This is a genomic window from Candidatus Pantoea deserta, from assembly GCF_003813865.1.
GTDB classification, from domain to species: domain Bacteria; phylum Pseudomonadota; class Gammaproteobacteria; order Enterobacterales; family Enterobacteriaceae; genus Pantoea; species Pantoea deserta.
The window spans coordinates 19,907-33,287 of record NZ_RMVG01000007.1; the positions used below are offsets into that span (position 1 = coordinate 19,907).

10 protein-coding genes and 1 pseudogene are annotated in these 13,381 nt (G+C 58.0%); 1 reads left to right on the forward strand and 10 read right to left on the reverse strand.

Annotated elements, in window-relative coordinates:
- Positions 1 to 32: 32 nt before the first annotated feature.
- The 7 genes from BBB56_RS10860 to gmk all read right to left on the reverse strand — a co-directional run bounded on the left by BBB56_RS10860 (position 33) and on the right by gmk (position 9,201).
- Positions 33 to 1,712, reverse strand: coding sequence for an AsmA family protein (locus BBB56_RS10860; protein ID WP_123800981.1), 1,680 nt, complete (start codon positions 1,710 to 1,712; stop codon positions 33 to 35).
- 120 nt (positions 1,713 to 1,832) lie between these two features.
- Positions 1,833 to 3,218, reverse strand: a complete 1,386-nt coding sequence (locus BBB56_RS10865) for a nucleobase:cation symporter-2 family protein (protein ID WP_123800982.1) — start codon at positions 3,216 to 3,218, stop codon at positions 1,833 to 1,835.
- A 124-nt stretch (positions 3,219 to 3,342) separates the two neighbouring features.
- Positions 3,343 to 5,421 carry an ATP-dependent DNA helicase RecG gene (gene recG, locus BBB56_RS10870; protein WP_123800983.1) on the reverse strand — a complete coding sequence of 693 codons (2,079 nt, stop codon included), beginning with the start codon at positions 5,419 to 5,421 and terminating at the stop codon, positions 3,343 to 3,345.
- Positions 5,418 to 6,116 (reverse strand): tRNA (guanosine(18)-2'-O)-methyltransferase TrmH, encoded by a 699-nt coding sequence (trmH, locus tag BBB56_RS10875; RefSeq protein WP_123800984.1) that lies wholly within the window; start codon positions 6,114 to 6,116, stop codon positions 5,418 to 5,420. The genes recG and trmH overlap by 4 nt, the downstream gene beginning before the upstream one ends.
- Positions 6,117 to 6,118: 2 nt before the next feature.
- Positions 6,119 to 8,227, reverse strand: a complete 2,109-nt coding sequence (gene spoT, locus BBB56_RS10880; protein ID WP_123800985.1) for a bifunctional GTP diphosphokinase/guanosine-3',5'-bis pyrophosphate 3'-pyrophosphohydrolase — start codon at positions 8,225 to 8,227, stop codon at positions 6,119 to 6,121.
- Positions 8,228 to 8,247: 20 nt separating this feature from the next.
- Positions 8,248 to 8,523 (reverse strand): DNA-directed RNA polymerase subunit omega, encoded by a 276-nt coding sequence (gene rpoZ, locus BBB56_RS10885; protein ID WP_013511051.1) that lies wholly within the window; start codon positions 8,521 to 8,523, stop codon positions 8,248 to 8,250.
- 54 nt (positions 8,524 to 8,577) lie between these two features.
- Positions 8,578 to 9,201 carry a guanylate kinase gene (gmk, locus tag BBB56_RS10890; protein ID WP_123800986.1) on the reverse strand — a complete coding sequence of 208 codons (624 nt, stop codon included), beginning with the start codon at positions 9,199 to 9,201 and terminating at the stop codon, positions 8,578 to 8,580.
- A 242-nt stretch (positions 9,202 to 9,443) separates the two neighbouring features.
- On the opposite strand from gmk, the pseudogene ligB reads away from it, so the two are divergent.
- Positions 9,444 to 11,187: pseudogene (gene ligB, locus BBB56_RS10895) on the forward strand (NAD-dependent DNA ligase LigB); the annotation flags it as partial.
- On the opposite strand, the gene BBB56_RS10900 reads toward ligB, so the two are convergent.
- The 3 genes from BBB56_RS10900 to BBB56_RS10910 form a co-directional block, all read right to left on the reverse strand.
- Positions 11,128 to 11,745 (reverse strand): trimeric intracellular cation channel family protein, encoded by a 618-nt coding sequence (locus tag BBB56_RS10900; RefSeq protein ID WP_033754272.1) that lies wholly within the window; start codon positions 11,743 to 11,745, stop codon positions 11,128 to 11,130. The pseudogene ligB and the gene BBB56_RS10900 sit on opposite strands and share 60 nt — an antisense overlap.
- A gap of 366 nt (positions 11,746 to 12,111) precedes the next feature.
- Positions 12,112 to 12,756: an oligosaccharide flippase family protein gene (locus BBB56_RS10905; protein ID WP_123800988.1), complete on the reverse strand. Its 645-nt coding sequence runs from the start codon at positions 12,754 to 12,756 to the stop codon at positions 12,112 to 12,114.
- Positions 12,757 to 12,827: 71 nt separating this feature from the next.
- Entirely contained in the window at positions 12,828 to 13,079 is a 252-nt protein-coding gene (locus BBB56_RS10910; RefSeq protein WP_123800989.1) for a hypothetical protein, read from the reverse strand.
- Positions 13,080 to 13,381: the final 302 nt, after the last annotated feature.

Genomic DNA, 13,381 nt, shown 5'->3' on the forward strand with positions numbered 1-13,381 from the left:
CATCCGGGCCGCGTCCGCGGCCCGTTATCTGTTTATCTAACCTCACCCGCCTGCATCTGCTGCTGGATCTGCTGCTCATCGGTGCGCAGCGAGAGCGAGCCATTCACTGAAGGTTTTAATGGCGCGCCAGCCTTCAGGGATGCGTTGAGCTGGAGCTGAAAATTGCTGGCGCCGCTCGCCGGCAGAGCGGGCCAGCCCCAGTTTTGCATCACGTTGGCGGGCACCGCCTGACCTTTCAGCGTCAGCGCCACCGGCCGATCCGCCTGCTGCCCGACGCTGGCCGACCCTTCCAGCAAGCCGTTGCCGCTAAAGGCGCTCAGCTCGGTTACCTGGATCTGCCGGTCGTCCGCATTAAGCGACAGCGAGGGATGACGCAGATCGGTGCGGTTAAAGGTGGCTTCCGAGGCGTTAAGGCTCAGTTTGCCTGACCAGATCCCCCACTGATGCTGCCGCGCCAGTAGCAGGTTTTCGCCGCTGCCGTCCAGCGAGGTCATCTGGAACGGAAAGGCCGGGTTAATATCGATAATCAGGTTGCGATTAGAGGTAAAGCGTTTGATTTCCACGGTGTCGAGCCACGCGGGCAGCGCCGCCTGCCAGCGATCGCGCCAGCTTTCCGGCAGGGTATATTCCAGTCCGGCGACGGCGAGATTGTTAAGCGTCAGGCGATTGTCGCTGCGGCTCCAGCTGCCGTCAGCGCGGATCACGCCGTTCGCCCAGCGCGAGCTGAACTGGGTAAGCGCGACGCCCTGCGGCGATAAACCGACATTGACGATGGGATCGTTCAGCTCAAAGCGGCCGTTAATAAAATTGCTGGCATTCAGCGACAGCGAACCGTCATCGCTGCGCCAGCTGTTGCCTTGCAGGGTCAGATTTTTCAGCGTTAAATCGAGGTCGGTGACCGCCCAGTCGGGGCCCTGAAGCCGCGCATCGGTCATATCCAGGCGATTGACGGTGACGGACGGGAGTTGCTGAATCGGACGCAGGAAGTCCGCAAGGCTCTGGCTGGTTTGCAGACGAATATCATTGAGGCGCAGCTGGCGTATCAGCCAGTTGCCCTGCGCATCACGCTCGGCGCTGCCGGTCATTGAACCGCGCGCCAGATCGGCACCGACGTTGCTGAACAGCATGCGCCCCTGCGTCACGCTGCCCTGAATCAGCACGTTTGCGCCAGGCACCTTGTTCACCTTCATCTCCGCCGCGCTCATCTGAAACTGCGCATCGCTGCCCAGCATGCTTTGCGCGCTGGGCTTCCACGGCATGATGCCGCCGTTGACCTGACGAGCCTCAAGCGGCAGCGGCGTGTTCGGGCTGTCGACGCGCATACTGGTTAACTGAAGGCGACCGGCCTGAACCGGCAAAACATGGTCAGCGGTGAGATTGGCCAGATTGACGACGCCATCACGCAGCTCGATGCTGGCAAAATGCAGCGGATCGCTGAACTGCAACAGGGCGAGGCCGAGATCGACGCGTTTTGCCACCACCACGGCGGGCTGCCCGTCGTGGCCAAAGCTAAAGTTATCCAGCACAAAATGCGACGGCGACGAAAAATTATGTTCGATTTTGCGCAGCGAGAGGTGCCAGGCGGTTTTATCGCTTACGGTGCGGCTGACCCAGCCTGCGCCCCATTGCGTCTGCAATAAAACGTAGATAACTACCAGGCCAAGCAGCAGTAGCAACAGTATCGTCAGGAAAAATTTTCCAATAAATTTCATCGCATCCATCCCGCCATCTTTCCGGTCAGTGGTTGTTATGCCTGAATTACCGTTGTAGCTCAACAGCCTGGATGAAAATCTGAATAAATAGCAGAGGCGGGCCGCAGCCCGCCGAAGAGGTTACTTTTCCTGCGGGAAAATCAGGTTCAGTACGATAGCGGTAATGCCGCCTGCGGCGATGCCGGAAGAGAGCAGCGTCTTGAGCCAGTCCGGCGCGAATTGCAGAATGAGCGGCTGCTGCGACACGCCCAGTCCAACCGCCAGCGACAGGGCGATAATCATAATCGCGCGGCGGTTAAGCGGTTCACGCGACACGATGCGCACGCCGGAGGCGGCAATGGTGCCGAACATCACGATGGTCGCTCCGCCCAGCACCGGCTCCGGAATATGCTGCACAAAACCGCTTACTGCCGGGAACAGACCCAGCACAATCAGCATCAGCGCAACCACAAAGCCCACATAGCGGCTGGCGACGCCGGTCAGCTGGATCACGCCGTTGTTCTGCCCAAAGCAGGAGTTAGGGAAGGTGTTAAACAGGGCGGAAACGCAGGAGTTCAGCCCATTCGCCAGTACGCCGCCTTTCAGGCGTTTCATATAGAGCGGGCCGCTGACCGGCTGTTCCGAAACGTCTGACGTCGCAGTAATGTCTCCAATGGTTTCCAGCGAGGTCACCATAAACACCAGCATCAGCGGGATCAGCAAATTCCAGTCAAACCCCAGGCCGTAATAAAGCGGCGTCGGGACGGCGATCAGCGGCTGGCTGACCGGCGCCGCGCTTTGCGGCAGCATATCCATTAGCCAGGCGGCGACGTAGCCGACAGCCATTGCGATCACCAGCGACGCGACGCGCAAATAGGGATTGCGCTGGCGATTCAGCACAATGATTACCGCCAGCACCACGCCCGCCAGCAGCAGGTTTTTCGGCGCGCCGAAGCTGTGATCGTTCATCGCGGCGAAGCCGCCGCCAATCGAGGTCAGCCCGACCTGAATCAGCGACAGGCCGATAATCATTACGACCACACCGGAAACCAGCGGCGTAATAATGCGGCGAGCCAGATGCAGCACGCGCGACAGCACCATCTCTGTACAGGACGCCACCATCAGGGTGCCGAACAGCGCCGCCATCATGGTCGGCACGTCCGCGCCGCCGTTTTTCAGCGCCATGCCGCCCATGATCAGCGGCGTCACAAAGTTAAAGCTGGTGCCCTGAATCGACAGCAGACCCGAACCCACCGGTCCCCAGGTTTTGATTTGTAAAACCGATGCCACGCCGGAGGCGAACAGCGACATGCTGATAATGTGCTGCGTGTCCTGCGCAGGCAGGCCCAGCGCCTGACAGATCAGCAGTGCGGGGGTAATCACCGCCACGAACATCGCCAGCAGATGCTGACCCGCGGCAAACAGGGTTTGCGGCAGCGGCGGACGGTCTTCAAGGCGGTAAATCAGTTCACTCTGGCGCGGCGCGGCTGCCGTAGTGAGTGAGGCGTCTGGTTGATTAACGGACATAACAAGGCTTCCCGGTCTGTGAAGGAGGGGATTTTAAACCGCTTATCGCTGAAAGCAATCGTTTGCCACGCTTTATCTTAATGCGGCGACGCCTGCTGGCGCGGCAAAAGAGAAGAGGAAGAGATTAGACGTTGGTGTAGCGAGCGGTTTCCGGCAGCCAGCGTTCGATCAGCGCCTTCGCCTGCTCAGGATAGTGCTGGTGGATATGTCGCGCGACGCGCTGCACTTCCGGCACCATCGCCTGATCGCGTAGCAGATCGGCAACCTTAAATTCGGCGTTGCCGGTCTGGCGGGTGCCCAGCAGCTCGCCGGGTCCGCGGATCTCCAGATCGTGCTGGGCAATCACAAAGCCGTCGTTGCTGTCGCGCAATACCTGTAAACGACGCTGGGCGGTTTTGCTCAGCGGCGCTTTATAGAGGAGTACGCAGTGGGACGCCACCGCGCCGCGTCCGACGCGTCCGCGCAGCTGATGCAGCTGCGCCAGACCCAGACGCTCCGGGTTTTCAATAATCATCAGACTGGCGTTGGGCACGTCAACCCCGACTTCAATAACCGTCGTCGCAACCAGCAGCTGAAGCTCATTGGCTTTGAAAGCCGCCATCACCGCCTGTTTTTCCGCAGGCTTCATGCGGCCATGCACCAGGCCGATATTCAGATCGGGCAGCGCGGCTTTTAGCGCTTCCCAGCTTGCTTCCGCCGCCTGCGCCTCCAGCAGATCGGACTCTTCGATCAGCGTGCACACCCAGTATGCCTGACGACCCTCCTGGCAGGCGTGCCGCACGCGCGCGATAATCTCGTCGCGGCGGCTGTCTGGAATCGCCACGGTGGTAACGGGGGTACGGCCCGGCGGCAGCTCGTCAATGGTCGAGGTATCGAGATCGGCGTAGGCGGTCATCGCCAGCGTTCGCGGAATCGGCGTCGCGGTCATAATCAGCTGGTGCGGATGGAAGCCCTGCTCTTCCCCTTTCTCCCACAGCGCCAGCCGCTGATGCACGCCGAAGCGGTGCTGTTCGTCGATAATCACCAGCGCCAGCCCGTTGAACTGTACCTGTTCCTGAAAGAGCGCGTGGGTGCCCACCACCATCGCGACCTGGCCGCTGGCGATCGCCTCCTGCTGCGCCTGACGCGCTTTGCCTTTCTGCTTGCCAGCCAGCCAGCCGACTTCAATTCCCAGCGGGGCAAACCAGCTGCGGAAGTTATTAGCGTGCTGCTCTGCCAGCAGCTCCGTCGGCGCCATCAGCGCCACCTGTTTGCCGTGCGCAATGACGTCAAGCGCGGCCAGCGCGGCCACCAGGGTTTTACCGGAGCCGACGTCGCCCTGTACCAGACGCATCATCGGGAAATCATTGGCCAGATCCTGCTCAATCTCCTGCACTACGCGCTTTTGCGCATTGGTAGGCGAGAAGGGCAGCGCCGCCAGAAGCTTCTGGCTCAGCGTGTGGCGAGGCGCCATCGGTAGCGCGTAGTAGCGCTGGGCGCCCGCACGCACCGCCAGCATACTGAGATTGTGCGCCAGCAGCTCTTCCAGTATCAGACGACGCTGTGCCGGATGGCGTCCGCTTTCCAGCTCGCTCAGACGCAGGTCCGGCGGCGGACGATGCAGCGTATGTAGCGCTTCCGGCAGGCTAATCAGGCCCTGAGCCAGCTCCTGCGGCAGCAGTTCGGCAATCGGCACGCTCTCCAGCAGCGTCAGCGCCTGATCGGTCAGACTGCGCAGCGTGGCCTGGCGAATGCCTTCGGTGGTGGGATAGACCGGCGTCAGGGTCTCTTCCAGCGTGACCGGACTCTGTTCGCCCTGAACGCGATACTCAGGATGAATAATTTCCGCGCCGCGCTGACCGCGTTTAATCTCACCATAGGCGGTGACGCGGCGGCCTGGCGAGAGGCTGTTTTTCATCCCGGCATTAAAGTTGAAGAAGCGCAGAGTCAGCACGCCGCTGCCGTCGCTGATCTGACACACCAGCATGCGACGTCGGCCAAAGGTAACGTCAGACTGCAACACTTCGCCCTCTACCGTGGCCCAGATGCCGGGCAGCAGATCGTTGATGGCATAAAGCTGGGTGCGGTCTTCGTAGCGTAAAGGGAGATGGAGCAGCAGATCCTGAATCGTGTGCAGGCCAAGCTTAGCCAGTTTTGCCGCCTGGCTGGCACCGACGCCGGTCAGGGTACTGAGCGGAATGGCATCCAGCAGGCGGCCTTTCATTTCTTTTTCCCTGAGGCCTGCATCGTGGCCCACCAGTCAGCGTCGGCTTCCACTTCGCCCTGGGCGTTAATGTGGGGGTAGGGCAGACCTTTCTGCCTGGCCACGCGCGCCAGTACCGGATAGCCGCCTTCAAACAGCAGACGCTGCTGCTCGTCCTCATCCAGCAGGCTGTGCTGGCGCTGGTAGAGTCCGGCGTTCTGCCGCTGGCGCTGCGCTTCATACAGGATCAGCGCGGAGGCGACAGAAACGTTGAGCGACTGCACCATACCGACCATAGGAATAATAATATCGCGATCGGCCAGAGCCAGGGCTTCGGCGGTAATGCCGGTCTTCTCCTGTCCCATCAGAATGCAGGTGGGGCGGGTATAGTCGATGTCGCGAAAGTCGACCGCTTTCGCCGACAGGTTCGTTGCCAGCACCTGCATGCCGCGATCTTTCAGATGCGTCACCGCCTCGGCGATATTGCGGTGGGTTTTTACCTTTACCCAGCTGTTGCTGCCAGCGGACGCCGAGACCATGGTGCGCATACGCTCGCTGGGCCAGACGGCATGGACTTCATGAATGCCTACCGCGTCTGCGGTGCGGATCACCGCCGACACGTTGTGCGGCTTGTGCACCTGTTCCATGCAGACGGTGAGATCGTGCTGGCGGAGCGCCAGCATCTCCTGAATACGAGCAAAGCGTTGGGCGTTCATGGCTAATTACGATTACGGTGGACTTTGATTACGTCCGGCATTACGCGGATTTTACGCATAATATTCGCCAGATGGACGCGATCGTGCGCGGTCAGGCGGATAAAGGCGCTGTAAACACGGCCATCGCGCTCTTCGGTATTCAGACTCTGGATGTTGGAGCCTGCGGTATTGATTGCCGCCGTCAGGTTAGCGAGCGCGCCCTGGTGGTTGAACATATCCACCTTAATCTCCGCCACGAACTCCTGATCGGTGACCTTATCCCACTCTACCGGCATGAATTTTTCCGGCTCTTTCTGGTAGCCGCGAATATTACGACAGGATTCATGATGCACCACCAGCCCTTTGCCGGGGCTAACGTGCGCCACAATCGGATCGCCGGGAATGGGTCGGCAGCATTTCGCGAAGGTAATCAGCACGCCATCCGCGCCTTTGATAGGCAGCTTGCCGCGCTTGCTGGTGCTCGGCGGCGTCGCGTTGCTGGACTGCAACAGGTTCTTCGCCACCACCACGCTCATGGCGTTGCCCAGGCCAATTTCGGCCAGCAAATCGTCCAGCGAGGTGAGCTTCATGCGGTCCAGCTCCTGCCGGATATTCTCTGGCGTGATCTCGGCCAGCTTGCGGCTGCCGCCGAGCGCATGGCTCAGCAGGCGACGCCCCAGGTTAACCGAGTCTTCGCGCTTGAGATTTTTCAGCAGCTGACGAATTTTGGCGCGCGCTTTGGAGCTGACGACAAAGTTGAGCCAGGCCGCGTTGGGTCGCGCGCCTGGCGCAGTAATAATTTCTACGGTCTGACCGCTGGTGAGCGGCTGCGACAGCGGATAGGGCTGACGGTCTACGCGCGCGCCCACGCAGGCGTGGCCAATATCGGTATGCACCGCATAGGCGAAATCCACCGGCGTCGCGCCAGCGGGAAGTTCAACGATGCGGCCTTCCGGCGTAAAGACATAGATCTCATCCGGGAAGAGATCGGATTTTACGCTTTCGATAAATTCAAAGGAGCTGCCCGCGCTCTGCTGTAGCTCCAGCAGGCTTTGCAGCCAGCGCTGAGCGCGAATCTGCGCGGTGGTGCCGCTTTCGCCCGCCTGTTTATAGGCCCAGTGCGCGGCGACCCCCATTTCCGCCATTTGATCCATATCTTCGGTACGGATCTGCACCTCAACCGGCACGCCGTGCGGGCCAATCATCGAGGTATGCAGCGACTGATAGCCGTTGGCTTTGGGGATAGCGATATAATCTTTCATACGGCCTGGACGCGGTTTGTACAGGCTGTGCATCTGACCCAGTACGCGATAGCAGGTATCCACATCCTTCACGATGACGCGGAAAGCGTAAATATCCATGATGGAGTGAAAGCGCTGCTCTTTCAGCGTCATTTTGCGGTAGATAGAGTAGAGATGTTTTTCCCGCCCGCTGACGCGACAGGGAATGCCCGCTTCCTGTAGACGCCCGTCGATTTCTGACAGGATCTTCTGAATCATCTCTTTGCGGTTGCCGCGCGCCGCTTTCACCACCTCTTTAATCACGCGATAGCGATTAGGGTAGAGCGCCTCAAAACCCAGCTCTTCCAGCTCGGTTTTCAGGTGATGGATACCCAGGCGATGCGCCAGCGGACTGTAGATCTCCAGGGTTTCCAGCGCGATGCGACGACGCTTGTCCGGGCGCAGCGCGCCCAGCGTGCGCATATTGTGCGTGCGGTCGGCCAGCTTGATCAGAATGACGCGGATGTCTTGCACCATCGCCATAATCATCTTGCGGAAGTTCTCTGCCTGCGCCTCTTTTTTGTCGCGGAAGGTCAGCTTATCCAGCTTTGAAACCCCTTCCACCAGCTCGGCGACACTCTTGCCGAACAGCTGCTCCATATCCTGATAGGTGGCGGGCGTGTCTTCGATCACGTCGTGCAGCAGCGCGGCCATCAGCGTTTCATGGTCGAGCTTCATCTCCGCCAGAATACAGGCGACGGCAACGGGATGTGTGATATAGGGTTCGCCGCTGGAGCGTGTCTGTCCCTCGTGAGCATCACGTGCGACAAGGTACGCTTGCTGGAGGCGCTTGATTTGCTCCTCCGGCAGGTATTTTTCAATCAGCTGATTGAGGCTTTCAAACAGATACAAGGGTGGCCTGTAGGTTGCTGTTAACGACGACCTTCAGCAATAGCGGTAACGGCTTGTAATTCAGCGGCTTCCTGCTCTTGCTGTTCCTGACGATCGCGCACGTCCAGAATCTGGTTAGTGATCAGGCCTTCTTCGATTTCGCGCAGGGCGATAACGGTGGCTTTATCGTTCTCTTCCGGAACCAGCGGATCTTTGCCGCCTACCTGCATCTGACGTGCACGACGTGCAGCGACCAACACCAGGTCAAAACGGTTACCAATTTTTTCTACTGCGTCCTGAACGGTTACGCGTGCCATAGGTGTGCTACTCCACAGATGAAGAAATGACTGGGCATAATACTGAAACTGACTTCAGACTGCCAATAGTTTGCTGATTAAAGCATCATGGCGCGCCTTCTGACGCCCCATGCGCAGGCGTTCAGCGCGGATAATGGTTTTCAGATCGGACAAGGCCAGATCGAAATCATCATTAATAATTAAATAGTCGTATTCGGCATAGTGGCTCATCTCGGAGACCGCCTGCGCCATACGACGGGCAATCACCTCTTCGCTATCCTGACCGCGGCCGCGCAGACGGCGATCAAGCTCATCCTGCGAAGGCGGCAGTACAAAGATACTGCGCGCGGCGGGCATTCTGGCGCGGATCTGCTGGGCGCCCTGCCAGTCGATGTCCAGAAACACATCGACGCCGGTAGAGAGCACCTGCTCGATAGCTTTACGCGACGTGCCGTAATAGTTGTCGAAGACTTTTGCGTGCTCAAGGAAAGCGTCTGCCGCGATCATCGCTTCAAACTCATCCTTCGACACGAAGTAGTAGTGTTCGCCATGGACTTCGCCGGGACGCATACCGCGTGTGGTGTGAGAAATGGACACCTGCGTATCGTACAGCGGTTGTGTCTTCAGTAACGCCTGAATCAGGCTGGATTTACCCGCGCCGCTGGGGGCGGAAACAATAAAAAGCGTGCCTTGAGCCATGGTCTTCTTGAATTGAGTAAAGAGCGGAGTCGATTTCCTGCACAGTATACACGGCTTAGCGCCGTCACGCAGCGTTTGCGCGTCGCGTCGCGCTAAATCTTTTGCGGCATGATGCGCAGACTCTTGCGCGCCAGCCTGCAATTCACCTCTTTTGCTGCATAGCCTGTTCCGTTTTGGGCCTTTAGCAGTCGCTTTGCCTTTTACAGGTCGTTTCAATAGGCAAAACGTCAAGGAGGCCCGCCATGAAAGAGAAATTACGCCTGCTTCTGGGGCTGCTGCTGCTGATTATCGGTCCGGCGCATGGGCTTTGTCCGGTATGGACGCCTGCCCGCGCCGCCAGCGAAATCACGCGTCTACAGCAGCAGCTGCAACGCTGGGATGACGCCTATTATCGCGCAGGAGAAAATCAGGTCAGCGATGCGGATTACGATAGCCTGTTGCAGCGTCTCACTATCTGGCGGCGCTGCTTCAGCGCCGCGCAGCCGGCTTATGCGCCGCAGCTGCCCGCGAACGGCAAGGTGGACCATCCGGTCGCCCATACCGGCGTTAAAAAGCTGCGCGATAAGCTGGAGCTGGCGTACTGGATGCAAGACCGACAGGATTTATGGGTTCAGCCGAAAATCGACGGCGTTGCCGTTACGCTGGTTTACGAGGCGGGGCGGCTGACGTCGCTGATTAGCCGGGGCGACGGCCTGCGCGGTGAGTCCTGGCTGGCGAAGGCGGCCTGGATCCCGGCGATTCCGTTAAAAATCAGCAGCCATGCACCCCGTGTCGTCCTCCAGGGCGAGCTATTCCTGAAGATGACCGATCACCAGCAGTCACGCGACGGCGGAAAGAATGCGCGGCCGCAGGTTGCCGGGGCGTTAATGAGCCAGACGCCGGGTCCGCTGCTGGCTCAAATCGGCCTGTTTATCTGGGGCTGGCCGGATGGTCCTGCCGCCATGGAGGCGCGTCTGCAACAGCTTGCCGTCTGGGGATTCGGACTGGCGCAGCAGTGGAGTCAGCCTGTCAGCGATGAAGAGGCGGTCGCGGCCTGGCGAGATCGCTGGTTCAACGCGGCGCTGCCTTTTGTGACCGATGGCGTCGTGGTACATCAGGCAGCGCGCCCGCCAGGTAAGGCGTGGCGACCTGGCGAAGGCGACTGGGCGGTGGCGTGGAAATTTAGTCCGCCGGATGTTACCAGCGAAGTGCGTTCGGTTGAGTTTAACGTAGGCCGTACCGGCAACATTGCTGTGGTACTGAATCTCCAGCCGGTGCAGCTTGACGATAAGACCGTCCGGCGGGTCAGTCTGGGATCGCTGCGGCGATGGCGAAGCTGGGATGTTATTGCTGGAGATCAGGTTGCCATTAGCCTGGCTGGACAGGGGATTCCACGGCTGGAGAGAGTGCTGTGGCGCGTGGGAGAACGTCACTACCCGCTGCCGCCCGATCCCGAGCGTTTTACGCCGCTCAGCTGTCTGAGTTTCACGCCGCAGTGTCGGCAGCAGCTGCTGGCGCGTCTGAGCTGGCTAAGCCAGAAATCGGTACTGGATATTGCCGGCGTGCAGCGCAGCACCTGGCTGCGCCTGCTGGATACGGGCAGGCTGGATCACCTTTTTTCCTGGCTGACGCTAACGCCTGAGCAGATCGCGCTGGCCTCCGGCATTAGCCCGACGCGCGCGCAGCAGCTGTGGCACAGGTTTAACCTGACGCGGCGGCAGCCGCTGCGTCGCTGGATATATGCGCTCGGCATCCCGCTGCCGCGCGGCGCGCTAAACGCCTTACCGGATGCGACATGGCAGGAGATCCAGCAGCGCGAGCCGCAGTACTGGCAGGCACTGCCCGGCGTGGGCGCGGTGCTGGCCCGGCGTATTCACGCGATGTTGCAGGATGCCAGTATTCAAAAGCTGATGCTCTTTCTACGACAGCAGGGCATTCCAGAGAGCCTCAGTGCTCAGGATGGGGATAGTTAAATACCGGCAAGCCGAGACGAAAGCGCAGCGCCAGCAGGCGTGCCAGAAAGCCGAACAGCAGGGTAATAATGACGACGGCTTCGTGCGCCAGCGAGGTTTTTAGCAGCAGGATATAGATCCAGCCAGACGCAAAGGCGATACCGGCATACAACTCTTTCTGGAATACCAGAGGGATACGGTTGCAGAACATATCTCGCAGCACCCCGCCAAATACGCCAGTAATAACGGCGGCGATCGCGGCGATAATCATCGCATGACCACTGTCCAGGGCGACCTGCGCGCCAATAATTGAAAAAACCACCAGACCCAGCGCATCGAGCACCAGAAAGACTTTACGCAGGTGCGTCATCAGCGGGGCAAGCCAGGTCGTCAGCACCGCCGCTGCGGCAACGATCATGATGTATTCAGGGTGTTTGACCCAGCCCAGAGGGTAATGTCCCAGCAGAATATCGCGCACCGAGCCGCCGCCTATCGCCGTCACTGAGGCAATGATAATGACGCCGAACAGATCCATTTTGCGTCGCCCGGCGGCGAGCGCGCCTGTCATGGCTTCTGCCGTGATGCCAATGATATAGAGGACGGTTAATAACATAGCAGGCTCCAGAGGGTGGGCGGCAAGGCTACGAGGTTCAGAACGTATCAGCTACTGAGAATTTCTCAGGTGAGCGCTTCGCATCAGTTTAACTTATGCTGAAGCGGGCAAACAGGCCAGCAAGGCGCGAAAAGAACAATGGCGACAGGGCGGGTGAGATAAGAAAAACGAATTGCACGATATTCGTCTGGGCGGGGAGCGTTTTGCCCGGCGTCAAAACAGAAAGGCTAATGGATAAGCGGACCGGAGAACGTCTGGCCTGCTGTGAAGGAAATAATAATCAGTAATAAGAAAAAAGCGTGCTGTCGCCAGCACGCGAATGCATCTCTTCAGATGCCCAGAGCCCACCATACAGACTTGTTTTTATTATTGAGTTCTTGCGCGAATACGGCTGTATTCTTTCAGGTTAAAACGATATTCCGGCTGAAAGCCTGAACGGCCGTAATAGCAATAAATCAACATGCGCACCGACACCATCGCAAGGTATCCCCAGATGGCGCACAGCACCGACGGCGTCAGCCAGACGGTAAACAGCGTCACGCCCAGGCCAAAAAGCACGGATACGGTTTCAGTGAAGGCAATGCGCGTATATTGCTTCTCACGCTGTAAAATAGCGCGGTAGTGCTGTCCCTGAGGGATAATAATAAAAATAACAGAGACCATTTCCACCATAATAGCCAGTTCGGGTTGCTGCACGAATTTACCGATGATGTCGCTGCCGATAAACATCATGGCGAAAATCAGCAGGCTCAGCAGCATATTACCCCAGTAGAGTATCGACTGGTCGCGCACTGATAAGTTACCGCTTCGGATCAGCGCATTGGAGTAGCCGCGATCGGCAAGGGTATCGATAATCAACAGCCCGACAACAGCAATAGCCAGTAAATTCAGCTCATTAGCTTGCAGTATCTGAGCCAGAAGAGAAAGCTGTAGTACGCCGATGCCGATAATTTTGATCGAAGAGAGAATCGACCATTTAGCGCTAATAACACTTCGTTCGCGTGTCGCCATGATATGCTCGTTAGGTACATGTACCGAATAAACTGTGACGAGTGAAATAGCGATCTATCTCACCCAGAGGATTAATGCCATCTGCCCGAAAGGCGTCCTGAACGTTGACGCCAGACTTCACCCGTTAATAGTGATTCAATGCGATGGATTTCCGATACAAAAATAATTTCCCCGGTATTTTTATTAACCCTAGAAAAGGCCGTCTTCTCTGTGTTGAGCAGAAAAGTGGCCAGATCCTGGGTAAATCCTTTTATTGTTTTATATTCTCCTGCCAGCATCCTTCCTGCGATCTCAACAAGTTCTTTTTCAGAAAGCAAAGTCATGGTTGAGGGGTCCCTTTTATATTTATCTGATGTTTTTATTTTTAGGTGTTGCTGTGTGTGTAAATGATTTATACCTCGTTTTTTTTAATTTAACACCATGAGAAAAGTCCGATAACGCTGCCGCAGAAATAAATGGATTCATTATTTGCATGAGATTTTTTTACGTTCGACCATAAAGGTTTATTAATCGTTGTGCAGTAAAGTGAGGAAGTCGGGCGGTGAAAAAACATCTGCGCATCCAGGAAGCAGGCCATGCAGGCGTTGAGGATAAACGCCAGAGCTGGCGATCCAGGATTTTTCCC